Source organism: Psychrobacillus sp. Z16_25, assembly GCF_056856695.1.
In genome coordinates this window covers 42,822-68,171 of sequence record NZ_JBXEOV010000004.1, presented here as the reverse complement: position 1 = coordinate 68,171, position 25,350 = coordinate 42,822, and the positions used below count along the sequence as shown (strand labels likewise).

12 protein-coding genes are annotated in these 25,350 nt (G+C 37.1%); 9 read left to right on the top strand and 3 right to left on the bottom strand.

All coding sequences use genetic code 11. The features are described 5' to 3' along the window. The first annotated feature begins 199 nt into the window (after window positions 1-199). Both AC1VU3_RS06130 and AC1VU3_RS06125 read left to right on the top strand, forming a co-directional pair. Entirely contained in the window at window positions 200-1,498 is a 1,299-nt protein-coding gene (locus AC1VU3_RS06130) for a nucleotide sugar dehydrogenase (RefSeq protein ID WP_480389818.1), read from the top strand. Then, entirely contained in the window at window positions 1,495-2,208 is a 714-nt protein-coding gene (locus AC1VU3_RS06125) for a WecB/TagA/CpsF family glycosyltransferase (protein WP_480389819.1), read from the top strand. Before AC1VU3_RS06130 ends, AC1VU3_RS06125 begins: the two co-directional genes overlap by 4 nt. A 180-nt stretch (window positions 2,209-2,388) precedes the next feature. Here the strand turns inward: AC1VU3_RS06125 and AC1VU3_RS06120 are convergent, their stop codons facing one another. Together AC1VU3_RS06120 and secA2 are read right to left on the bottom strand one after the other, a co-directional pair. Further along, the gene (locus AC1VU3_RS06120) at window positions 2,389-3,273 is read right to left on the bottom strand and encodes an accessory Sec system S-layer assembly protein (RefSeq protein ID WP_482983075.1); all 885 of its coding nucleotides are present in this window, start codon (window positions 3,271-3,273) and stop codon (window positions 2,389-2,391) included. Next, window positions 3,270-5,648, bottom strand: a complete 2,379-nt coding sequence (gene secA2 / locus AC1VU3_RS06115) for an accessory Sec system translocase SecA2 (RefSeq protein ID WP_482983074.1) — start codon at window positions 5,646-5,648, stop codon at window positions 3,270-3,272. The genes AC1VU3_RS06120 and secA2 overlap by 4 nt, the downstream gene beginning before the upstream one ends. A 347-nt stretch (window positions 5,649-5,995) precedes the next feature. Between secA2 and AC1VU3_RS06110 the strand changes: the two genes are divergently transcribed. Next, window positions 5,996-8,632: an S-layer homology domain-containing protein gene (locus AC1VU3_RS06110; RefSeq protein ID WP_482983073.1), complete on the top strand. Its 2,637-nt coding sequence runs from the start codon at window positions 5,996-5,998 to the stop codon at window positions 8,630-8,632. A gap of 336 nt (window positions 8,633-8,968) precedes the next feature. Beyond that, window positions 8,969-11,920 (top strand): S-layer homology domain-containing protein, encoded by a 2,952-nt coding sequence (locus tag AC1VU3_RS06105; RefSeq protein ID WP_482983072.1) that lies wholly within the window; start codon window positions 8,969-8,971, stop codon window positions 11,918-11,920. Between the two features lie 144 nt (window positions 11,921-12,064). On the opposite strand, the gene AC1VU3_RS06100 is transcribed toward AC1VU3_RS06105, so the two are convergent. Further along, a complete protein-coding gene (locus AC1VU3_RS06100) occupies window positions 12,065-12,880 on the bottom strand; it encodes a nuclease-related domain-containing protein (protein ID WP_482983071.1) in 816 nt (271 codons plus the stop codon). Window positions 12,881-13,622: 742 nt separating this feature from the next. On the opposite strand from AC1VU3_RS06100, the gene AC1VU3_RS06095 reads away from it, so the two are divergent. The 5 genes from AC1VU3_RS06095 (at window position 13,623) to AC1VU3_RS06075 (ending at window position 24,487) form a co-directional block, all read left to right on the top strand. Further along, the gene (locus AC1VU3_RS06095) at window positions 13,623-18,095 is read left to right on the top strand and encodes an endonuclease (protein ID WP_482983070.1); all 4,473 of its coding nucleotides are present in this window, start codon (window positions 13,623-13,625) and stop codon (window positions 18,093-18,095) included. A 526-nt stretch (window positions 18,096-18,621) separates the two neighbouring features. After that, the gene (locus tag AC1VU3_RS06090; protein ID WP_482983069.1) at window positions 18,622-19,983 is read left to right on the top strand and encodes a glycosyltransferase family 2 protein; all 1,362 of its coding nucleotides are present in this window, start codon (window positions 18,622-18,624) and stop codon (window positions 19,981-19,983) included. A gap of 12 nt (window positions 19,984-19,995) precedes the next feature. After that, a complete protein-coding gene (locus AC1VU3_RS06085) occupies window positions 19,996-20,742 on the top strand; it encodes a WecB/TagA/CpsF family glycosyltransferase (RefSeq protein WP_482983068.1) in 747 nt (248 codons plus the stop codon). A gap of 373 nt (window positions 20,743-21,115) precedes the next feature. Then, complete coding sequence (locus AC1VU3_RS06080) at window positions 21,116-23,275, top strand: S-layer homology domain-containing protein (protein ID WP_482983067.1); 2,160 nt, start codon at window positions 21,116-21,118, stop codon at window positions 23,273-23,275. Window positions 23,276-23,713: 438 nt separating this feature from the next. Next, window positions 23,714-24,487 (top strand): S-layer homology domain-containing protein, encoded by a 774-nt coding sequence (locus AC1VU3_RS06075; protein ID WP_480389829.1) that lies wholly within the window; start codon window positions 23,714-23,716, stop codon window positions 24,485-24,487. Window positions 24,488-25,350 lie beyond the last annotated feature (863 nt).

The window sequence follows — 25,350 nt, the reverse complement described above, 5'->3', positions numbered from 1 at the left end:
TTGTGCCTGTTTTTCTTGCCAGAATCAACCATGTTTTATGTAAGTAAAATGAATAAACATAGACCAAAAAACACGATAATGAACAGTTCTGCCAAAACCAACGTCCCAATTATCCCCAAACTCATGAGTTCCCTATCGCCCTTCCAAACAAAATATGCTATAATACTGCAAGGTAAAAAAAGAAGGGAAGTACCTTATTATGCAAAAAACAATTTGTGTGGTTGGTCTAGGTTACATCGGACTTCCAACAGCCGTTACTTTTGCCAACCATGGTGTCCGTGTACACGGAGTTGACATTAATGAAAAAGCAGTACGAATGATTCAAAATAAACAGCTTCATATAGAGGAAAACGGTCTTCAAGAGCGCTTGGAAAAAGCGGTAGATGAAGGCTTATTAACTGTATCTACTCAACCAGTAGAGGCAGATGTATTTATTATCGCAGTACCATCACCGATTAATCCTGACAAAACAGCGAACCTTGAGTATGTTCGCCAAGCAACAGCATCTATCGTTCCTTACGTAAAAGAAGGAAACTTAGTCGTATTAGAATCTACTGTACCACCAAAAACAGTGGAAAATATCATGCTGCCTGAGCTAATTAAAACAGGCTTAAAAATCGGTACAGAGCTATTCGTATCTCATTCACCAGAGCGTGTAATTCCTGGACGTATCTTCGAAGAGCTTATTAACAATGATCGTATTGTTGGTGGAATCAACGAACAGTCCTCTATCATGACGAAAGAGCTTTACGAAGTGTTTGTAAAAGGAACAATTCACTTAACAGACGCTACAACAGCAGAGCTTGTAAAAGTAATGGAAAATACGTATCGTGACGTAAACATTGCGTTTGCAAACGAGCTAGCGAAAATTGCTGAGACAATTGACGTAAACATTTGGGAGGCTATTAAGTTTGCGAACTTCCACCCACGTGTAAATATTCACTATCCAGGACCAGGAGTAGGCGGACACTGTATCGCAGTTGACCCATGGTTCCTAGTTGAACTTAGCCCAGAGGCACAAATCATCGAGCTTGCTCGTCGTACAAACGATGGAATGCCAGCATATACTGCTCGTAAAGTACAACAAATACTTTCTCAAGCAAATAAAACAACAGGGAAAGTAGCGGTATTTGGTCTTGCTTTCAAAGGAAACGTAGACGATATGCGCGAAAGTCCATCAACAGAGGTAATCCATGAGCTTCAAGAGCTTGGCTTTGATGTGGTTTCTTATGACCCACATATCAAGGTCAATGGCCATGCGACGCAAACTCAGCTGTTGAACGAAGCAACTGCTGGAGCAGACATGATTCTAGTATTAACAGATCATAACGAATTCAAGGAACTAGATCCATCAGCATTCAAATCGGACCTAGCAACGCCAATCGTTTTAGATACGAAGAACTGCCTGCAACGTGACGTATGGGAACAACAAGGATTTGCATTCTATACACTTGGTGATGCGAAAAACCGTAATGTAATGGAGCAAATTAACCAATGAAAGAAACAATCCTAGGTGTGGACGTTAACACCGAAAACTATGATGAATTGATTAAAATCTTATTCCAACGCATTGAAGAGAAGAAAAAAACGCTTGTCGTGGCAATAAACCCTGAAAAGCTGATGAAGGCAAAAGAGGATCCTGAGTTAAAGGCGCTCCTAAACCGTGCGGAATTTCAAATTCCAGACGGGATAGGAGTCATCCTTGCCTCTAAGCTTAATAAGGGAAACATTAAATCCCGTGTTACCGGTATCGATATGATGGACCGCATCGTACGCGAAGCTGCAAAAACACAAAAGTCGATATTCCTATATGGTGCAAAGCCAGGGGTAGCAGAAAAGGCAGCAGAAGCGCTGAAATTCACGTATCCTTCCTTAATTGTTGCTGGGATACAGGATGGCTACGAAAAGGATAACGAAAAGGTCCTTGCCAAAATCAACGAAGCCAAACCAGAAATTCTATTTGTCGCAATGGGTTCGCCAAAGCAGGAGCTATGGATTGAGGCAAACAGGGACAAGCTATACCCATCCCTATACCAGGGAGTTGGCGGATCTTTCGATGTACTAGCTGGTAACATCAAGCGTGCACCAAAGCTCTTCCTCAAAACTGGCACAGAATGGCTGTATCGTTTAGCGGTAGAACCTTCTCGAATAAAGAGACAGATGGCCTTGCCGAAGTTCTTATTAGAAACACTAAAAAAGAAACAATAAAAAAATTTCTAAAAATTACTATTGATGGACTCTTTTGCTCTTGAAGAATATTTGAAAAGGTGTTAGGATAAGTAAGTGTAAGGATCATTTCCTCAATATATAAATCTTTAAAAAAGTCGGTTGGTTGCCCACGCAAAAAAGCCTAAGTAGTTTTCTACTTAGGCTTTTTTGTGTTTATTTTTATTCTTGGATGACTTTTACGACCCAATTGCTAAAGTCTGGCTGTTCTTTTAATACCGTATCCTTCGGGAAATGAAAGGTCCATGGCTTGCTCGTGTTCGCTTTGATAATTAGTGGTGGCAATTGGAAAGCCCCTTTTGCTACCACTTCTCTCGAAGCATCTAGAATTTCTATTGGGACTTGTTCTAGCTCTATATCTTTTTCGAGACCACTTCTAATAAGAATCGTTGTTGCAAGGCTACCATCTGGTTGAACCCTAGCCTGTAATCCAATAAATTTAACTTCATTCTTCTTAGGGGGTGTTAACTTTTCTACTACCCTTTCTAACTCTTCCTTACCTCCTTTGGCTAAGGCTGATTCCCAGGTAATATCTAAATCCAAACGATGAGGAATTCTTTGTTCAAATGCAAGTGTCCATATCTCTGCTGTAATTTCTTCTAAAGGTACGAAAAGGTCCTCTTCCGAAAATTCTACAATCCATGGCATAGCACTTTCGGCAGGGATTTCTCCAAGCTTGCTAAAATCTACCTCAATTCTACCGAGTAGCTTATTATTGTCTCCGAATAAAAGAAGAGGAGTATTTCCCAATGTGATATTTCTCTCCAAGCTTTGTCGTAAGAAAAACTGTGCGTATACTTTATTTTTATCTATTTTAAGCTCTATAGGATAAATAGAAAGTTGATTTCTCTTCAACGGTTCTAATTCGTTTAGTAGGAATTGGAAATAGTACTGATCTTCAATTTTTTCGGGCTTGCCACCATAAAAATAGAGCTTAGTGGTTACTAATTCATCTGTAGTAGCAGCTATTTCTTCTAAAAGATCTTGAGGAGAAACAGCTGTTTCTTTCTGTTTCTTCTCACTAGAGCGTTTAAAAAATGGAATCATTCTGCTCTCTCTCCTTCATTAATAAGATTCGGTGGATCCTTCACAAGTTTCGCAATTTCCGTTGCAACACCTTTTCCGATGCCATGTATCATGCGAGTGAATAAGATAAGTCCTTCTCGCTCGTATTGTCTCATTGGATCTTCCTGGGAGTAGCTACGCATCCCAATGCCTTCTTTTAATTTTTCCATTGCATCCATGTGACTGAGCCAATTCTGATCGACTGTTCCTATTAAATAGAGCCTAAGCATTTCTTTTTCTGAAGCTCTACTTAAAATATCTAATACAGTGACCTTGTATTCGTTGACTGCTGAGCTAACATGTTTTTTCATGAGGTCAGGAGCAGTACGGTTGTCCCATTCTGGTAAAGAGATCCCTGGTAACAGCTCTAAAAATTCATTACGAAGTCTTTGGATAGCTGCATCGGTTTTTTCGCCTTCTTCTTCAAAGAAAAAGTCAATCTCATGTCCTGGATATTCATGGATAAATGTAATAAAAGTTTCCTCGATATCATTACCAAAGAGTAATTGATCCCGTATATCATAGATAGTTTTCCGTTGCACATCCAACACGTTATCTAGCTTCAAGTTATATTCCCGGATGCTATAGTTTGCACCTTCACAGATTCTCTGTGTCCTCGAAACAAATTCTTCAACTTTTTTATCTGTCAATAAGCCGTCAGTTCCTGGTTTCACTTGCTGAAGTAGCTTTCCTAGTTCTTCCCCAGCATAGCGTTTGAACATTTCATCCTCTAAAGAAATAAAAAATTCTGAAGTTCCAGGATCCCCTTGACGACCAGATCTTCCTTTTAGCTGGTTATCGATACGGCGAGATTCGTGCAGCTCTGTCCCGATAACATACAATCCGCCTAGCTCAGTCACACCTTCTCCTAAAGTAATATCTGTTCCTCGCCCAGCCATATTAGTAGCTACCGTAACTGCACCCTTTTGTCCGGCAAGAGAAATAAGTGTTATCTCTTGTTCTATACTTTTGGCATTTAACACTTCATGTGGGATATCAAGGGACTGTAAAAACTTCGATACTTCCTCTGACTGTATAATAGAAGTTGTCCCTATTAAAATAGGCTGTCCCTTTTTATGCAGCTCGAGTGTTTTTTCAGCAACTGCCTTGTATTTGTCTGCTATAGTCAGGTAGATACGGTTCGGCAGATCCTCTCTTATAATTGGCCTGTTCGTTGGGACCTGAGTAACCTGCATTCCGTATAATTCTTGGAATTCCTTTTCTTCCGTTTTGGCCGTTCCAGTCATTCCTGCAAGTATTGGGTACATTCTAAAATAGTTTTGGACGGTGATTGAAGCCTGTGTCTTATTTTCCTCTGTAATAACTAGACCTTCCTTTGCTTCAATCGCTTGGTGCAGGCCGTTTGAAAGCGAACGGCCTTCCATTGGACGCCCGGTAAACATATCTACTAAGAGAACTTTCCCATCTTTAATAATATAATCGACATCTCGCTTAAACATAGTTCTAGCGCGCAATGCTTGAATCATATAATGGTAGAGTGTTTGATGCTGGAGGTCATACAAATTATCTAATGAAAAGAAGCGTTCAATTTGTTCTATGCCTTCTTCTGTATAGTTAACCGTTTTTGTTTCTAAATCAAAAATAAAGTGAGTGTCCTCTTTAAAGGATTTTACAAGCTTTGCAGAAAGTGTACTCAACTGTTCATGAACGTCTGTTTTGCCAGCGATAATAAGTGGGGTTTTTGCTTCGTCCACCAGTACACTGTCAACTTCGTCCACTAGTGCAAAATGAAATGGTTTTTGTACCCTAAAAGATGCATCATAAGCCATATTGTCACGTAAATAATCGAAGCCAAATTCAGACCCAATTCCGTAGGTGATATCCGCTTCATATGCAGCCTTCTTAATCGAAATGTCCATCATAGGAAGGTTGAGGCCAACTGTAAGCCCTAAAAATTCATGAATTGGACCTATTAATTCTCGGTCTCTTTTCGCCAGGTATTCATTGACGGTTATAACATGTACTCCCTTGCCCTCTAATGCCCGTAAGTAGGCAGGGAGGGAAGCTACTAATGTTTTCCCTTCCCCTGTAGGCATCTCTGCGATGTTCCCTTCCGAAAGGACCATTCCTCCTATTAATTGGACATCAAAATGGCGCATACCTAAAACCCGATCAGCCGCTTCTCTGATTACTGCGAATGCCTCTGGACGGATACTCTCAATCGATTCTCCATGTTGAATTCGTTCTTTAAAATGGTTTGTCTTGTCTGCCAATTGACCATCTGATAACCCTTTAAGTTCTTGACCAAATGTATCTATTTTGACTAATTCATCTTTATATATTTTAAGAATTTTCTCGTCTGTAGACGGAAAAAGTCGTTGCCAGAAGCTTGCCATTCGTTTATCTCCTTTGTTTTTTAATTCCACAGTGAGTAATTATACCATATTTTTAAAAGAATTTTAAAAAGTCTTGAAACAAACTATCTTTCTATACGTACTAATAATAGGTGGGGAAAAGGATGGGAATCAAAAGGCTCAATTATTTAGTGTATTTTCCTATAATGAAGTAAATTGTTTTAGAAAATTACTCAGCATTTGGTTATAATATGAATCTATTACCAAAAAAGTAATTGACAGAATTATATTCTCATCTTATACTTTACTGTGTAGTTGATAATCTATGGTCATTTTGCCGTGATTAGGAGATTATCAAATTATATTTACCTAGAGGAGGAAATTATCCAATGGCTAACCAACCAACGAAATACCGTAAATTTTTAGCTGGTGCAGCTACAGCTTCATTAGTAGCTACAGCAGTAGTACCATCAGCATTAGCTGCAACATTTAAGGATGTAGCAGACAACAACTCTCACAAGGAGCACATCGATGCCCTTTCTGCAGCAGGAATCATTAATGGATATGAGGATGGTTCTTTCGGACCTAACCAATCTATTACAAGAGGCCAAGTAGTAAAAATGATGGGGAAATGGCTAGTATCATTAGGCTATGAAGTTCCAGCTGACTACGCTACAAAACAACGCTTTGAAGATATCTCATTAACTACAAAAGATGAAGAGTTATTAAAATACTCTGCATTAGTAAAAGATAATGGAGTATTCAACGGTTCTAACGGAAAATTAGATCCTTCAACTAATATTACTCGTGAAAATATGGCACTTGTACTTGTACGTGCTTTTGACACAATCAACAAAACAGATTTAGTTGACTATGTATCTAATCAAGAATTCAAGAAAGATGTAACAGACTTAAATGCTGCTAAAGCAGAAGCTCGTCCATACATCGATGTATTAGACTTCTTCAACATTACTAACCCAGCAGCACCTGCATTCAACCCAAAAGGTGATGTAACTCGTGGTCAATTTGCTTCTTTCTTAAATAAAACAATTAAAACAGTAGCACCTGGTTCACAAATTACATCTGTTACTGCTATTAACAGTACTACTTTAAGCTTAAAAGGTTCTGGTTTTGCAGGAATTAAACCTGAAGACTTAAAAGTGTCTAATAACTCAGTAGTTTCTATTACACCTTCTGAAGATGGAAAATCAGCTACAGTTGTGCTAAATGCTCAATTAGTTGATGGTGAAGAAGTAGTAATTACTTTTGATGAGAAGGAATTTAAATTCACATTTAAAATTGAATTTGTAAAAGCTGCAATCAAATCAGCTACTTATGATGACAATACTTCAAATCAATATGTGAAATTAGAAGTAGATGGTTTAGAAGTAACTGGATCTGATTTAATGGCGGCAGGTTATGATGTGAGATTTGAAGCATTTACAGATAAAGCGGGTCAAACTGCAGTTAATGCAGGTTTCTTTGATAATACTAACTTAGGTCTCTTGAGCGATGATATTGCTACAGATGCAACTCTTCCAATCCCAACTTCTGGTAAGACAATTTATGTTGCAGCTACTATTTCAAAAGGTTCAGACGTAGTTTCAACAGGATTAACTCCAGTAGTAATCAAAAACTTAGACTTAGCAACTGAAGTGATTGAAGCTAAAGATGTACGTTTAGGTTCAAATGCACATGCGATGACAAAAGATACATTAGTTGTAGGAGAAGGTGCAACTATCCATCGTATTAAAGTAAAAGCTGATAATAATTCTGAATGGGCTACTGCTGGATTCTCAGCAACTTCTTCTAACCCAGCTGTTATTGCAGTAGATAATACTAGTACTAACCCAGTTCTAAAAGCAGTAACTCCAGGTACTGCAACTATCACAGTTACTTATGGTAAGACAGTACAAACTTACACATATAAAGTTGAAAATGGTATTCGTGAAGTTAATTCTGTACAGGTAGTTGGAGCAAACTCTGCAGCTGCTACAGCTATTTCTTCTAAGAATATTGCTATTGATGCAGCAGGAAACACTAGCAATAATAATACTGTTTATGTAAAATTACTTGACGGATTTGGTGAGTTAATGGATCCAACGGATGCTAATCTTTCTGTAGTTTCTTCAAATACTGCTGCAGTTGATGTTGCAACTATTGCTGATGCAAACAATAATTTTGTCGGAGAATTAGCATTAACTCCTAAAACAAAAGGATCAGCATTTATCACATTTACTTACACAGATTCAACTTCTGGTAATACTTATAGATTAAATAGCAATTCATTCCGCGCTCAAGTTTCTGATAATGCAACTGCTAGCACTTACAAGTTGGAAATTGACGGAGCAAATACTGAATCAGATGACTACACTTTAAACATAGCAGATCAAGATGATAATTTACTTGCTCTTAAATTAGTACCATATACTGCTCAAGGTGTTGCATTAGCTCCAATCAATCTAACTAGCTCAGGTGTAACAGTTACTGAAGTTCAAACTGCTGATGTTATAACAGCTACTCCAACTACTGATGGGGTTACTATTAATACAGCTTCTAAAACAGGTGCAGCATCAGTAACAGTAACATATAACGGTAAAACTTATACTCAAAAAGTTACTGTTGTTAATGAGCCAACTCGTATTTCTGCAGTTCAATGGAAATCGAACCCAGCAGTTAACTATGCAAAAACATACACTTATGAAGATGTATTCCAAGTAACTAAGTCTGGTAACGATGACATTTTACGTGGTGTTACAGTAGCGCCAACATCTTCTCAACCTGTACGTATTGATTCTTCAAACGTAGTATATCTTGACAAAAATGCTAATGGTTCAAAAGATGGTAACGATGTAGAATTAGGACAATTTGAATTTGACTTCATTGAACTTGATGGATCAATTACTGCAGATGGTGTAGATACTGTTACTACAACAGCTGGAGATGAGGGTACATTAGTTTATAAAGTTGTAAGCAGCGCTGGTGCTGTAATTGCATCTTCTTCTGTAAAAATTGATGTAAACTAATTATCTATAAAAGATTAATTTAGAAATATAAAAAATGCTCTACAGAGTGGATTCTCTGTAGAGCATTTTATTTATACATAGTACTAATTTCGCTAGATATTTTCTTGATAATGATTTTTAATAAAGTTTTTATCAAAAAAAAGTAATTAACTAAAAAGACTTGCTCACAATATTTTCTAAGACTCACTAAACTCTCTGTACTAGCTTTAGGTGAGAATGATAAGAAAAATAACTAAAAATTCGAATAATTTTTTTGAACTACTTCCTAGCCAAGAAAAATAATATATACTAGTAATAAGTTTTAAAAACACCAATTTCTGTATAGGGGATAGAGAAATGAAAAAAAGAAATGTGTTTCTTGCTGGTTTAGTAATACCTTCATTAATTGCAACTGCAGTGACACCGTATGCTCTTGCGGCTGGATTTACAGATACAAAGGGGAATACGCATGAAGCTGCCATTAATGCGCTAGTGAGAGAAGGGATAATAAATGGTTATCCTGATGGCACCTTTAAGCCGAATAAAACACTAACACGATCCGATGTGGTGAAGTTATTGGGGAAGTATTTAGTAACAAAAGGTTTTAAAGTGCCAGCAGATTATAAAACAAAAGTCAGGTTTAGTGATGTGACAATAAAAACCGCAGACGATGAATTATTAAAGTATGCAGCAATGATCAAGGATAATGGAATTCTTGGTGGGAGTAATGGAAGACTTCTTGCAAAAGAAAACATGACTCGGGAAGACATGGCGATAGCAATTGTGAAGTTGCTTAATGTTGCTGAAGGAGTGGATTTAGTTAAATATGAATCTTCTCAAACGTATGTTAGCGATGTAACAGATTTAAAGAATGCCAAGGTAGCCGCACGTCCTTTTATTGAAGTGCTTGATTACTTTAATATTACGAATCCAGATTTAGATATGTTTCATCCCAAGGATACGACAACACGTGGACAGTTTGCTACTTTTTTAAAAAGAAGCATTGAGTTAGATTTAACCAAAGTAAAAGAGAAATCTATTACTATAGCTAGCTTTAAACCAGTGGGTAATCAAGAGTTAACTTTAACGTTCAATAAAGAAATAGATTTAAAGAAGGCAAGCTTTGCTATCCGTAAGAACGGATTAAATGTTGGAATCACCAAAACGACCCAATCTGCAGATAAAAAGACAGTTAGCTTTAAGTTATTATCCCAGTTGAGTGCAGGATCTTATGAAATTTCTGTAAGTGGTTTAGGTGATAAACTGTTGACTTCCTCTGTATCTATTGCAAACGAAAGGGTTGAATCTATAGAGATACTGGGTAATCATGCAATACCATATTCTGAGGGTGCGATACTCAGAATTCCATTCAAAGCATATAATCAATATAAGGAAGATATAACGAACAGGACCAACAACATAAAGGTTAGTTCCAATTTAGCATCTTCTACACATTCCTTTACAGTAGATTCAGAAAAAGGTTTTATTGAAATATCAAAGCTTGCTTGGAATGAACAATTTAAAGTTGGAGAAAAGTTTACCTTAACCCTCGAGAGTGGCTATATAAAAGGAGATAAGTTGGTAACAGTATCACAAAAATCGAAAGTTAGCCAAGTGGAAATATTAAATGTTTACAATGATGTATCTACAAGAGAAACTTTAAGTCTAAATTCAGATTATGAGGATTTTCATCTAGTTCTGAATGCAATTGATGAATATGGACTTCCTGTACCAGCTTCAGATATAGCTAACGGAGTTACCCTATCTATTTCAGGTACTTCTATAATTGATGTAAATGGAGGGAGAAGTACTCCAAAATTCAGTGAGTTAACTATAAACGGAAAGAAACAAACAGTCCTTGAACTTAGAGAACCCGTAAATAAGAAAGCAGGTCAAGCAACTATCACGATTACTTCTCGTGCTACCGGAAAAAGTGCAAAGTTTAATATAACTGTAGCAAATGGGGCCAAGGCTGATAAAATTACTATGCAAAGACCAAATCTTGTAGTGTCAGGAGAAAAGACTGAAATTCCTTTTGTGGTAAATGGAACAGATGGGAAAGTTATTAACGATGCAAACTTCTTAAATAGTAGCTCAGGAATGAAACTGACAACTAATGATTCCAGAGTAAAGGCTACATTTGAGACGGATCAGAGTACTGGTAAAGCAAAGTTATATGTAACAGATAGCTCCCAATTGAGTACGGATAGACAGGTGACTATTAATGCAACTACACCAGCTGGAAAATTGACATCCCTAACCTTAACTATTCGTGCAAAAGCAGAAGCAACTAAAATAATAGGAGTTACTAATTTAAAAACTTCGTTAATGGTTAATGAGACTATAATGTTTAAACCAGATTCTTTCCGCGTAAATGATCAATATAACAGAGCTTTTAATTTGGTGAGTAATATGGCTAGTGCAGCTAATACATCAAATAGTGGGAAATATTTAATTAAGGTAGAATCTGCAGATGATAAGCTAATGTTATCCTCAAACAATACTATATCAGCTAGTAATACAGTCACAGCTACTGGAGTAAAGAATGGTAAAAGTAATTTAAAATTCTATCTCCAACAAATAGATTCGAGAGGTAATGTAAAAGAATTAAATATGCGCCAAGAGAGTATTCAAGTTAACGAAGGGATAACTTACCAAGTTGATATAAAACCTATTTATGATAATCCGGTCTCTTCTGAAACGATTAATTATAAAAGAGAAATTATCGTTTCTGCTATTACCTCTAATGGAGTTAGTACAGTTTTGCCTACTAGTGCATATGATGTCATTCCAAGCAACCCGGACTTAGTATACGAAAAGGCAACAAATAGGCTATATGTTAGACCTGATAAGGATATTGTTGATAAAGGAGATAAAACAGAAAATGTAAAAGTAGTTATTAAGACTAACCCTGGGGAAGTTACTCTCAATCAGTCCGTAACTATTACAAAAGCTGCTCCTAATATAGAAAAAATGGAGTTGCATCCATTTAATAACCTAACTATTATAGACGGTATGCTTCGCATTCCAGGAACAACAACCGGGACAGTACCGATTGATTCAATAGACTTACTGGGCGTGCTAAAAGTGATAGACCAATATGGCGAGGACATTACGCCATCAGTAGCTGACAAAATTAAAATGACAGCTACTGATCTTGTGAACTCAGATAATGATAATATAAAACCAGAAGTAACTGAAAATGGAACAGCTAATTTACAATTTTCCGGAATAGAAAATGGAGATAGTTTTGATTTAACTTATATAGTAAATGGAAAATCTTTTACAACCAAAGTATTAATACAGTAAGTTTAGAAAGAATAAGGGAGTAATCCTTTATTCTTTCTTTTTTTGGTTTTATAACATTTGTTGGGGTATCCAAACAATAACCTGTCCAAGAATCGAAGTTACTTAATATCCCCTTTTAATGGTAGTTACTACCAGAAATTCATTTTATATACCCCTCTGATGCTCAAAACAATAAACCTTTCCTCCAAATTTCTTATTTGAAAGGCAAAATGATTCCACTTTGTCCGAAACCGGTTTATTACATACTACACAATGACTTTTACTATTTGCTGGTGGACTCTCTTTAGATTTGAGCTTGTTGACATGAAACTCTCTAAGAGAGTGATCTGTTATATTGGCTTCTAAGAAAATTTCATAAAGTTTTGTAATATCATTCTGATTTAATTCATTAACACCAGTAAGCTTTTGAACGGCCACTTTTCTATGTATGAATTCAGTTAGTTCAATGTCATATACGACTAGTTCATTTGAAGAAAGCTTTCTTAATTCCTCATCAATCTTAAATGTACTTCTCTTTGTGAATGAAATCATAGAGATAAAATAGGAATGATAATGATTCTCTACCAAAGCTTCAAGTCCCTTTATATGTCCATAGTTTTGAAACAGTGGATTCATCATCTCGAACTTCCCATTAACGGACCAGGTTTTTCTGTCTTTCCCTCCATAAATGGTGCCTTGATAATTTTTTGTCTCAATCACAAATAATCCAAATGGGGTAATGATAACGTGATCGATTTGAGAATAGCCGGTGGAAGATTTTAGATTTTGGATAAATAGGTCACTGATATATTTATATTCTTTTGGAAACTGGGATAACTGTAAGTCTATTTTATATTCACCCAGATCACCCTTTCTGATTGCTACTTTCTCTTTTAATTCATCGTCTTTGTTATTAGGGAAAGGAGGAGTGATAGGCTTCAGCTTCTTAGGATGAGTCCTTGATTTGAAAAAAGAGAACATAAGAGACACCTCTGTATAATTGATACTATTAATATCGGTTAGAGTCTTTACATACTAAGTAATTAATAAATTTATCCTTTATTAAAAAAACAACTTTCGGAGTATTGGGATTAACGTATATGACCGATAAGTGTATATTTTTTCAATTTAATTTAAAGGGGATTAATAGATATACGAAGGAAATTTATTTCTATCTAGTACGAGGATAGCTTTAGCAATCAACCCGATTGTTGTTGCTGTCTGGCTTTCAGCTACTAAAAGTAGTAAGCATTAGTCGGCTATTAGGCTTATATTGTAGATGGTAATATGCTGACGAATTTGCCGCAGTTGAATAAGATTGAAAGAATGAGGGAGAAATCTCTTATTCTTTTTTATTGATATTCTTTAGTCTTAATTAAAAGTAAATATTTACCTTATAGTAACTATACTTTTACCTATACTTAGAATTTTCTAATAATTAAATGGAATTGAATTACATATAAGATATAGTAATGTAGAAAATGCTTATGATAATCTAGAAAAGTATGGATATCTATTTTATTTTTGGATAAGTATGTATTTTTAGTAGATGGTTTGAGAATGCTTTACATTTTATTTGAATAGGAGGCTAGGAGAAGGAATAAGAGACATAACGTTATGCTAGCAGTCGCTTCTACAGTAGCAACAAATGCCTTTATAACAGTTGTTTAGGCAATGAAATACTCAAAGAAACATAAATCCCCACTAAAGGAGAATTGTCTACATGAGCAAAACAAATTGGAGGAAGTATTTTAATAGTTTCCTATCCGCCGGGTTAGTAGCAGGACTTATTTTGCCATCCCTTCCGGCAGAGGTATCTGCGGAGACGACGGCAACGGACTTGATTATTTCCGAATACGTAGAAGGTAGCAGTAACAACAAGGCCATAGAGATTTATAATGGAACAGGAAACTTAGTCGATTTAAGCTCCTATAAATTAGAGCTTTATGCAAATGGAAGAACGGATGTTAACACAACCTACAACTTCTCCGGTGCTTTAGAGAACGGCCAAGCCTTTGTTATTACACATAGCCAAGCCTCTGACGTTCTAAAAGCAAAAGGAAATATTACCCATGGTGTAACGAACTTTAACGGTAATGATGCACTTGTCCTTAAAAAATCTAGTGACGTCGTGGATTCTTTTGGCCAGGTTGGAGTAGATGCTAAGTGGGGAGAAAACGTCACTCTAGTTCGGAATGCTTCTGTTACCACAGGTGATACAAATGTCGAAGATTCCTATGATGCAAGTGCTGAGTGGGTATCTCATCCGATAGATACATTTGAAAATCTAGGTTCCCATACGATGGATGGTTCTGCGCCGGGAGATCCAGGTGACCCCGAAGAGCCATCAATTCTTTCTCTTGAGGATGCTCGTCAAAAATCATTAGGTGAAACGGTAACAATAAAAGCAGTTGTTACTGCAAACCTGAAAAATACGGTATCTGTCCAAGACTCTACAGGTGGTATCGCAGTTCGGCCTTCTAGTTTACCAGCTCAAATTGGAGACGAGGTTACTCTAACAGGTGAATTAGCTGAATTCCGAGGTCTTCTTCAATTAGATGGTGCGACAATTATCGAAAAGACAGAAAATGTTGGGGCACCAGCACCGAAGAGAGTTACTGGAGCAGAGGTTAACGAAGCAAACGAATCTTTACTTGTAGTGGCAAATGATATCACGCTGACATCTGTCGCAAATGGGAACTACAAAGCAACAGACGGAACAACTGAGTTTGTGGTTAGGGATGAAAACAATAGCTTAGGGCTAGAAGTAGGAAAAACCTATGAGTCTATCACAGGAATCATTCAGCAATACGATGCTGACTACCAAATCATCCCTCGTTCTGGTGCGGATATCGTTGTAGACAGTTTTATCCTACAGCCTGTTACTGCTTCTCCTGATGGAGGTACATTTGTTGGGGGAACAACGGTTACTTTATCGACAACAACTTCAAACGCTTCTATTTACTACACATTAGATGGCTCAGAGCCAACAGAGGATAGCGCAGTTTACTCTACGCCGATTGAAATTAACCAAGATACTACATTAAAAGCAGTTGTCATCACAGCTAACGGCGAAGCTAGTGAAGTAAAGACATTTGAATACAGCATTACAGATAGTCTGCAAATCCATGATCTTCAAGGAGCAGGACATACTACTCCATTTAATAATCAAACAGTAGAAGGAATCCAAGGAATTGTCACGTATGCATTTACCCTTAACGGGTCCTACTACTATACAATGCAAACACCGGACGATTTAGCGGATAACGATGCCTATACGTCAGAGGCAATTCTCCTTTACAGTGGCACTAAGTCTTGGCCAATCCAAGTGGGAGATTTAGTTTCTGTTAGTGGGAAGGTAAGTGAATATGCATATGACGGCTATTCGGATCGTCAAACGACTGACCTGAAAACCACGCAAATCAATGTACGTAACGACCAAGGTGGTAATGTGTCGGTTGTTGAAAGTGGAGTAGAATTACCGGAGCCGATTATCTTAGATGAATCAAACATTGATTTCAATCATATCGACGACGATTCTCTAAAGGTTTTTGATCCTGAGCAAGATGCAATTGATTTCTGGGAAAGCATCGAAGGTATGCGTGTTCAAGTAGGAAATGTGAAATCCGTTTCTCCTCAAGAGCATGGAGATTTGATTACTTTATTAGAGGATGAGCCAACAAACACACTGCATGGCGGAGTCCTTTATGAGGAGAATAACCAAAATCCTAACCGTATTCATTTCCGTCTAGAGCCTAATGGTGATGCTCGTGAGTTTGAGGTTGCTACTGGTGATACATTTGAAGGACCGATTACAGGAGTTGTTGGTTACTCTTATCAAAACTTTAAAATCTATGCAAGCTTAGATGAAATGCAGGCAAAGCATACAAAAGGCAATGCAAGGCCAGAGCAAACATTTATTGAAAAAGCAGAAGATAAGCTAACAGTAGCTTCCTATAACCTTGAAAACTTCTCAAACAACGAATCATCTACATCTGATGACAAGGCTCGTAAATTAGCAAGAGCAATCGCTGTAGACATGCAAAATCCTGATATTGTTGGGGTAACAGAAGTACAAGATAATAATGGAGAAGCTACTGGTGATTCAAAGGCAGACCAAAGCTATCAGCGCTTGATTGATACAATTGTGGAAGCTGGTGGAGTGGAATACCAATATGTAAATATTGACCCAGTAAACAATGCAGATGGTGGGGCACCGAATGCAAATATCCGTGTAGGATTCTTATATAACCCGGACCGCGTATCATTAACAGAAGGAGTACCTGCTGGTGATGCAACTACAGCTGTAGGCTATGAAAATGGAAAGCTGACAGTGAACCCAGGTCGGATTGATCCAACAAATGAGGCGTTCGACAGCAGCCGTAAGCCGCTTGCTGCTCAGTTTGACTTCAAAGGGGAAAGCGTAATCGTGATCGCTAACCACTGGAATTCAAAATCTGGAGATACACCGTTATATGGCTCTATCCAACCACCTAAATATGAAAGTGAAGCACAACGTAAAAAAATTGCACAAATTGTCTATGGATTTATTGAAGATGTAAAAACAAAAAATCCAGATGCAAATATCGTATCACTTGGTGACTTCAATGATTATCAGTTCGCGGATGCATTGAAAATTCACGAAGGAACATTAATGAAAAACATGATTAACGAAGCAGCAGATTCTGATCGTTATACGTATTTATATCAGGGTAACTCTCAAGTGCTAGACCATATTTTAGTTTCAAAGAACTTAGCAGAAAAAACGATCATAGATATTCTTCATATTAATGCAGACTTTACGGATATGGCTGGACGTGCAAGTGACCATGACCCGGTAATGGTACAAATTGACTTATTAGCGGAAGAGGAAATAACACCAATCATTCCTGAGAAACATTACAACTTTAAAAAATATAAGGCTAAAAAGGTGACAATCAAGGATCCAAGCGTTTCTATCACGCTAGATAACAAATCGGTAATCAAAGAAGGCATCTTCTTTACTGGACAATATGCAGAGTTCCATGGGAAAGGCTTTATTTCTCATACAGTAACAGTGAAGCCTGCAAAAGCTGGAGCAATCTTAGACTTCAAAGGAACAAAAGTCAAAAAGGTAATTATTGACGGAAAGAACGTAAAAGAAATCCGCGGGGCGGAAAATGTACGAAAGTTTGAATTCATCAATGGGGCAACTGCCAGTGCTATCAAAATTACCAATACAAAAGGGGAACAAATCTTTATACCTGGTCAAAATAAAGCACCAGTTCTTGTGAAGAAAATAAAAACCCAAACTGGGAAAGCTGGAGAAACGATCTCTATCTCACTAACAGAGCATTTCTCAGACCCGGAACAACAGCCGCTAACCTTTACTACAACACGGGGAACGATAGAAGATAATACGCTCCAGCTGAACCTAAAGAAAGGTATTCATTTAGTTGCTGTCAATGCTAGTGATGGCCAAAAAAGCGTAACGACCGTATTTTTGGTATTAATAACACCAACACCAGCAGACAGTACAGCAAACAGCTATTACGCGGATGCTATTGGATTAGAGGGAGAACAGCTGAAGGATGCTCTTCATGAAATCATCGATGGGCATAAAGAACTTTCTTATTCACAGGTTTGGGATGCGTTGAAGCAAACAGATGAGGATCCGAACAATAAAAACAACGTCATCTTACTATATACAGGATTATCACGTTCCAAAACGGCTAACGGTGGGAACGTGGGACAGTGGAATCGTGAGCATGTATGGGCGCAGTCCCATGGCGGTTTTGGAACATCACAGGGCCCTGGAACCGATTTACATCATTTACGTCCCACAGATGTTCAAGTAAACTCCACTCGTGGAAACTTAGATTTTGATAATGGTGGAAGTCCGGTAAATGGCTGTAACGAATGTAAAAAAGCATCGAGCTCCTTCGAGCCACCAGATCGTGTGAAAGGTGACGTTGCGCGTATGTTATTTTACATGGCAACACGCTATGAGCCAGGCGATAAGGTTGACCTTGAACTAAATGATCGAGTAGGGAATGGCTCCGTACCGTTTCACGGAAAACTATCTACTCTGTTAGAGTGGCACGAGCAAGACCCGGTAGATTCGTTTGAACGTAATCGTAACGAAAAGATTTTCTCTATCCAAGGAAATCGCAATCCATTTATTGACCATCCAGAATTTGCAGAATCTATATGGTAGAAGTCTATATCATCTTTCAATCATAAAAAAGGGACCAAACTCTATCTGAGAGTTTGGTCTTTTCATTGTGTATGAAAACCTTTACCTACCGGTAATTATATTCATAATATTTTTACTATTCATTATAACATTAACAATTTAGAGATTATTCAGCAAAAGTTGGGGATAACATCTAAGAAAAAGTTGATTAAAGTGTCAGCTGGCGACTCCTTGGGGATAAGCGCGTGCGGAAAATCCAATTGTTTCGGAAGCATCCGAAACAAGATGGAAAACTAAGAACGGCACATCGTGTGCCAACGTTTTCCTGAACAACATCCTGTTGTCCCGAAGCCGCGCCCCCAGGAAAGCGTCCAGCCAGAACGGAAATCAACCAAAAGTTGCGGTGAATAACTATTTTAGGAATATATAAACATGAGTAAAGTCGTCTTTTTTAGTTAATATATGGTTCTGTTATACACTTTTTACTAATGATTTTTTTCTTCTCTGACTCTAAAATATTATCTATGAAAGGAGAAAGAGAAGGGTAATGAATACGAATAAAATCACATTTAAACTTTTGTTTTCACTGATGATCATTACTTCTGTTTTAGTAGTGTATCACTCAATCGTCAATGAAAACTTAAATTGGTACCAATACATCCTGTTGTGTATGGAAACCTATCTATTTATTTTTACTACATATTACATGATATTGACGGTTTTTGGATGGAAAAAACATAAAAGAAATTATACCATTCAACCGCCAAGCAGCAAATTTCTTATTTTAGTTCCTGCTCATAATGAAGAAAAAGTAATCTCAGGAATTATTAATAATTTAAAGAAGGATATTAATTATCCGAAGGAATTATATGACTTCTATATACTTGCGGACAATTGCTCCGATGACACTGCCAAGATTGCTAGAGAGTTAGGGGCAAACGTCTTTGAGAATAAGAGTAAAAAAGGAGATCCGAAAGGGAAACCATATGCGATCAAAGCATTTTTAGAGCATCATCGCGACATACTGGATAAGTTTGATATTATCACCATATTCGACAGTGATAATATTGTGCATTTTGACTATTTTAATGAAATAAATTCCCAATTTCTTGCAAACAATAAAACAAACCTAATTCAATGTAGAGTACTAAGTAAAAACCCAAGTGACAACTATATTTCAGGAGGATATGCACTTTCTGAAAGCTTTATGAACCGCTTTTATACAATTCCTAAACAAATTCTAGGTTTGAATACGACAATCCAAGGAACCGGATTCAATGTTAGAACGGACTATTTGAAACGTGTAGGCTGGAATCCTAAGTCTATAACCGAAGATTTTGAGTTTCAAGTGGAAATGTCCAATCTGAATGAGCATTCGGAATTTAATGCTTTCGCATATATATATGATGAAAAACCTATTTCACCTAAGAACTCAATTATTCAAAGACTTAGATGGTCAAGAGGACATTGGAACGTTGCTTTCTCTAATTTCTTTCATATTTTGAAATCAATTTTCCAATATAGAACATTTACTCAGATTGATACGTTCTTTTATTCCTATAATATGTCCCGTACCTTCATGATACTAATTGGATTTGCTTTATCGTTCATTAGTTTGTTTGTATATTTCATTTTCGGAACTGGCATAAGCTTTTTGCAGTTCTACTCTAATCCAATTATCGTCATCCTCAACTTAAGCTACAATGTTGTACTCTTCTATGTTTCTTATCGAGAGCAAGTGAAAGACAAGTCCAAAAACAATATATTCTATTTTATTTGGAGCTATGTATGGTTCACCCTAACCTATTTACCACTACACATTGTTGGAATGATCACTTATAGAAGACAGGTATGGCAACGCACGGAGAAATTTATCAATATCTCATTGGATGAAAGATTAGAAAAGTAGTGGAGATTAGGAATGCCATTAAATGACTGGAATTTTTATAGTTCCACTATGATTGACTTGGTTGATAGTTTAGAAAGAGATTTATTAAATAGTAAAAAACAGATAATCGTAACGGCAAACTCCCTGATGGTAAGAGAGGGCTACCGAGATAGCGACTTTAAAGAGATTATAAGTAAAGCAAATCTTACTGTTCCTGATGGAATAGGTGTAGTAAAAGCACTGAAGCTATTAAATAAACCCGTTAGTGAACGAATTACTGGTATTGATTTAATGAAAGAACTATTGAGTATCGCGAATAAAAATAAGTTTAAAATATTTTTATTAGGCGCCAAGCCAGAGGTTATTACAAAAACCGCTGCTGCTATAGTATCGGAATATCCACAAATTAAGTTAAGTGGTTATCAACATGGCTACTTTACATCTGATGAGAAAATGATAGATTGTATTGCTTCACACGAGCCAGATATCGTATTTGTAGCATTAGGTTCTCCGCTACAAGAAAAATGGATAGCTGAAAATAGTGGGAAATGTAAAAAGGGACTTTTCATTGGTGTGGGAGGAGCCTTTGACGTATTCGCTGGCGAACGAAAAAGAGCGCCAGAAATATTCATTAAGCTAAATTTAGAATGGCTATATCGGATTGCTTTTAAAAAAGATAAATCTATCTTACTTTATAATTTATTTGTTTATATGATCCTTGTAGGCAAAGAATTCTTATATGTCAAAAGAAGAAACAAGAAAAAAAGCTTACAGGCTTAGACGAGTGAATCATTGTAATAAAAGTTCTCTTAGAGAGGTAAGACCTGACTCTAGTTGGGTCTTTTTTTATTGCCTTCTTGATTGAAGAATTCTTTCATTAGTTGTAGTAGAGTCCTTATTTTTTTCGACAATTCTCTTACTTTCATGACATTTCGATAATCTATTCTACTCGACCACATCCAACCTTATTTTAGTATTTCTATTAATTCTCAATTTACAGAAATTTTAATCATAAATATCTAGTACAAGGGTAACCAAATATGATAGTCTAATAATAAATGGGTGTATAACTTTTATTGGTACATAAGGTATAATTTCGGATAATAGTTTGTGCCTATTGATAAAGAGAATAAAAGATTATAGGAGGATGGGAATGAGAAATAAAAAAGGCTTTCAAAAAGCAGTAACAGCAACTATTTTAGCTGGTGCTATGGTTGCAACTGTGTCAACTGGTGCTCAGGCACAAGATGTATCTTTTAAGGATGTAAAAGAGACACATCATTTTTTTGATGCGGTAAAAAAATTAAGTTCTGATGGGGTTATCAAAGGGTATGAAGATGGCACTTATAGACCAGGCGAGAATATCAAGAGAGCACATGCTGCAAAAGTGATAGCGCTGGCATTAGATTTGGATACGAAAAATGTAAAGGATCCTGGCTTTAAAGACGTAAGCAAGGACAACCCTTATTACGGATACATTGCAGCTCTAGTGGAAGCAGGCATCATTAAGGGCTATGACGATCAAACCTTTAATCCTAACGGAAACCTAACTCGTGCTCATATGGCTAAAATGATAACAGAAGGATTTGATTTAGAAGAAAATAAGCTATCATCCTACTTACCATTTAAGGATATTAATAGTAAGCAATGGTTTGCAGACTATATCCAAACAATCTATGCACACAATATTACTACTGGTAAAACCGAGGATACATTTGAACCGAATGCAAACGTAACACGTGGACAAATGGCTTCCTTCCTTTATAGAGCAACAGGCTTTAATCTGACAATCATGCATTTCAATGATACACATGCACAACTAGACAATGGTGCTAAGAGAGTTACAGCGGTCAACGAGCTTCGAGCAAACAAACCATATTCCTTGTTGCTTGATGCAGGGGACGTGTTCTCTGGATCCTTATATTTTAACGAGTACAAAGGCCAAGCTGATCTAGCAATCATGAAGTTAATGAATGTTGACGCAATGACTTTCGGGAACCACGAGTTTGATTTAGGGGATTCCGAAGAAGGGCATAAAGCTCTAGTAGATTTCATCAAAGCTGCAAATTTCCCATTTGTATCTGCAAATGTTGACTTCTCGAAGGATGAGCTATTTACTGGCTTGTTCCAAACGAAAATTGAATCGGAGCCTAAAAATGCAAATATCTATTCTGGTATCGTGAAAGAAGTAAACGGTGAAAAAATCGGTATTTTCGGTTTAACTACAGCGGAAACAGAATATATTGCTAGTCCGAACAAAGTGACGTTCACGAATTATATCGAAGATGCAAAGAAAATGGTAGCTGAGTTTGAAAAAATGGGTATTAACAAAATCGTAGCCCTTACTCACATTGGGTACGATGACAATCCAACGGTAGACAATGATTTAGAGCTTGCAAAAGCAGTAAAAGGAATCGATGTGATTGTAGGTGGACATAGCCATACAACGTTAGCTGAGCCTGTCGTTGGAGGAGAAAATGATTCTCCGACACTTATTCTACAAGCTGGACAATATGCAGAAAACTTAGGGACATTGGATGTAATGTTTGATAAAGAAGGTCATATTATTTCCCATGCTGGAAAACTGATTAAAGTAGCAGATAAGGCTGAGGATTCAGCAGCAAAATTGATTCTGTCTAAGTATGCGGCTAAGATTAATGAAATTAAAACAACAGAGTCAGGAGCAGTTACTTCTGCAGAACTGATCAACCCTCGTGAAGAGAATAATAATGTTCGTAAAAATGAAACGCCACTTGGAAACCTTATCGCGGACGGCATGCTGAAGAAAGCAAGAGAATACGATAAGGATATCATCATGGCGTTCCAAAACGGTGGAGGAATCCGTGCTGCAATCGATGCAGGTCCGATCACTATTGGAGAAATCATTACAGTGCTTCCGTTCGGAAATACACTTGCAACAATGGAGCTAACTGGAGCAGAATTGAAAGAAGCATTTGAAACCAGCTTAAAAGAATTACCTGAACGTGAAAACGGTGGTTTCTTGCACGTAGCTGGAGCACAAATAAAATATGACTCTACGAAGCCAGTAGGTGAAAGAGTCGTGTCTATCTCTTACAAAGAAAATGATTCCTACACTGCTGTCGAAGCAGACAAAAAATACACCATCGCAACAAATGCCTTTACAGCTAAAGGTGGAGATGGATACGCAGTATTCGAAAAAGCATACAAAGAAGGACGAGTAACAGACTTAGGTCTTAACGACTGGGAAAACTTCCGCGATTACTTAGTAAGCTTGAAAACAGTAGAACCAAAAGTAGAAGGTAGAATTGTAGATATCTCAAGTAAAGAATAAGATTGGAATGGGCTCCTGGAGTTACGGGGGAACATCTGAGAAAAATATGATGGCACCTGCGAAGTTAAGACGCAGGTGCTTTTCCTTTTGAGATTCTATCATAATGAACTATGAATCCTTTTAATGAAAGTATATAGATGTTAATGCCATGAACCAAATGTTCATGGCATTTTTTATTGTCCAGCTCTTGTGTCTTGCCCCTCGAGATCTAATGTAGCCAGGCTATGCTGACTAGGAGCAGTACCTTGTTATTCCCCATTTTTTTAAAAATAGCTATAATTATATTTTTGGGTGTCATAGATGTCCAATGATAAACATATAGAGAATGGTGAATTGGTTTTTTGGTCGAGAAAGTAGAGGGAGATAAAGGGGAAGAGTTTTAAAACCGGAGAGTCTTTAATCTCGGAGGGGAAAACAGAAGATGGAAGGAAAATTAAAATGTCTAAACAAAAAAACAGAAGATTACTTATAGTATTAATGGCAATAGAGATGTTATCTTTGATGTTACTGCCTATTAACACATTTGCGAATACAAATGCCTTTGAGCAGAAAATTCTAGTAGAAGCTTCTTCTCACCAGACGGAATTGAAGGTTGATGAAGATCAAATCGAGTTGCCTACAGATTCAACAACAACACCATCCCCAAATCCCATACATGACATTCCGGTGTTCCCAGACGTGAAAGGACATTGGGTATCTCAGTATATGGAGAAAGCGACCTCACTTGGTTTATTCAAAGGATTCGAAGACGGCACGTTTAAACCGAATGCACCGATGACGAGAGTGCAGGCAGTTAGCTTAGTAGTTCGTTTGCTTGGCGTTGAAACGGAACAACCAGCTCCATTCACCGATGTAGTGAATTTTTCTGAGGAAACACAAGTTGAAATCGCAACAGCTTATAAATACGGTATTGTTAAAGGTAATACAGAATTAAAGCCAAATGATGAAGTTACTCGAGCTCAGCTGGCATTAATGCTAAAGCGTTTATATAATTTTCACTATGGAAAAGAATATGTGCCAACCGTAAAAGCTCCTTTCTTGGATTATGGACAATACGATGAAGAAACACAAAATGCTATCTCCATGCTATACGAGTTTAAAATAGTATCAGGTAATAATGGTAACTTCCTGCCTGGCGAGCCAGCAACCAGAGCACACGTTACCAAGATTTTCGTGAATTTAATGGAAAATAATTTCTTGCCGGACTACTAGGCCTCCTAGTAGTCTTTTCGTGTCTTGCAGTATTTCTTGTTTTTACGACATTATCCCCAATTTTTACGACAATCCGTTCTACTAGCTCTTACCTCCCCTCGATTTAGCATTAATAAAGAAAATGATTCCTGCCAACTATGGAAGCAGTCAAAAAATGCACCATTTCAACAAATATCTTCACTGCTAATGATGGAGGTGGCTATACGGCGAAAGAGATTGGGTAAAACATATTCCTTACTTGATGGATTATGTCCTCTTTGAAATCTATTAATCAATATCTCCTTATAGTAAGTAATCCTATTGGTTCGGAGCAGCGTCGGCGACTCCAGCGGGAGCAGGGTGGTAGGTAAGACAGCACAGCCACGCGCGTTAGCGATGGGTGCTGGCTTACCTTGTGGAGGGAAAACTAAGAACGTCACATCGTGTGACAACGTTTTCCTGACCAACATCCTGTTGGCCTCCGGAAAGCGTCCGACGCAGCGGAGGACCCAAGGTTCGAAATAAAGAAAGCACATATCATTCTTAATATCTAATAGACTCATAACTTTTCATATTTAATTTCCCCCTTATCCTTCTTCACTTCTAGGACTACCTATTAGCTAAAAATGAATCCTTCTGTTCATTTTAAATAGAAAAAAATGGATATCAATTACTAATCATAATATTCTGAACAGTTTCTAATTTACTATTTACCTAAGCCAAGAGTAACAGCAACTTTTTTGTAATGTTGAACAAAAAGTAGGTGTTTTTATAAAACTTTACAACAAATCAGAAAATACATGAAAAAGTCAACAATTTTTTACAGAAAAGAAACAAACACGTAACGTTTATCATATTATCTTTATCTTTGAAATAATGAGAAA

Bases quoted from the DNA above. Each gene is read 5' to 3' on its own strand.
- AC1VU3_RS06110 (WP_482983073.1), top strand. From the start codon at position 5,996: ATGGCTAACCAACCAACGAAATACCGTAAATTTTTAGCTGGTGCAGCT.
- AC1VU3_RS06125 (WP_480389819.1), top strand. From the start codon at position 1,495: ATGAAAGAAACAATCCTAGGTGTGGACGTTAACACCGAAAACTATGAT.
- AC1VU3_RS06130 (WP_480389818.1), top strand. From the start codon at position 200: ATGCAAAAAACAATTTGTGTGGTTGGTCTAGGTTACATCGGACTTCCA.
- AC1VU3_RS06105 (WP_482983072.1), top strand. From the start codon at position 8,969: ATGAAAAAAAGAAATGTGTTTCTTGCTGGTTTAGTAATACCTTCATTA.
- AC1VU3_RS06090 (WP_482983069.1), top strand. From the start codon at position 18,622: ATGAATACGAATAAAATCACATTTAAACTTTTGTTTTCACTGATGATC.
- secA2 (WP_482983074.1), bottom strand. From the start codon at position 5,648: ATGGCAAGCTTCTGGCAACGACTTTTTCCGTCTACAGACGAGAAAATT.
- AC1VU3_RS06075 (WP_480389829.1), top strand. From the start codon at position 23,714: ATGTCTAAACAAAAAAACAGAAGATTACTTATAGTATTAATGGCAATA.
- AC1VU3_RS06080 (WP_482983067.1), top strand. From the start codon at position 21,116: ATGAGAAATAAAAAAGGCTTTCAAAAAGCAGTAACAGCAACTATTTTA.
- AC1VU3_RS06085 (WP_482983068.1), top strand. From the start codon at position 19,996: ATGCCATTAAATGACTGGAATTTTTATAGTTCCACTATGATTGACTTG.
- AC1VU3_RS06100 (WP_482983071.1), bottom strand. From the start codon at position 12,880: ATGTTCTCTTTTTTCAAATCAAGGACTCATCCTAAGAAGCTGAAGCCT.
- AC1VU3_RS06120 (WP_482983075.1), bottom strand. From the start codon at position 3,273: ATGATTCCATTTTTTAAACGCTCTAGTGAGAAGAAACAGAAAGAAACA.
- AC1VU3_RS06095 (WP_482983070.1), top strand. From the start codon at position 13,623: ATGAGCAAAACAAATTGGAGGAAGTATTTTAATAGTTTCCTATCCGCC.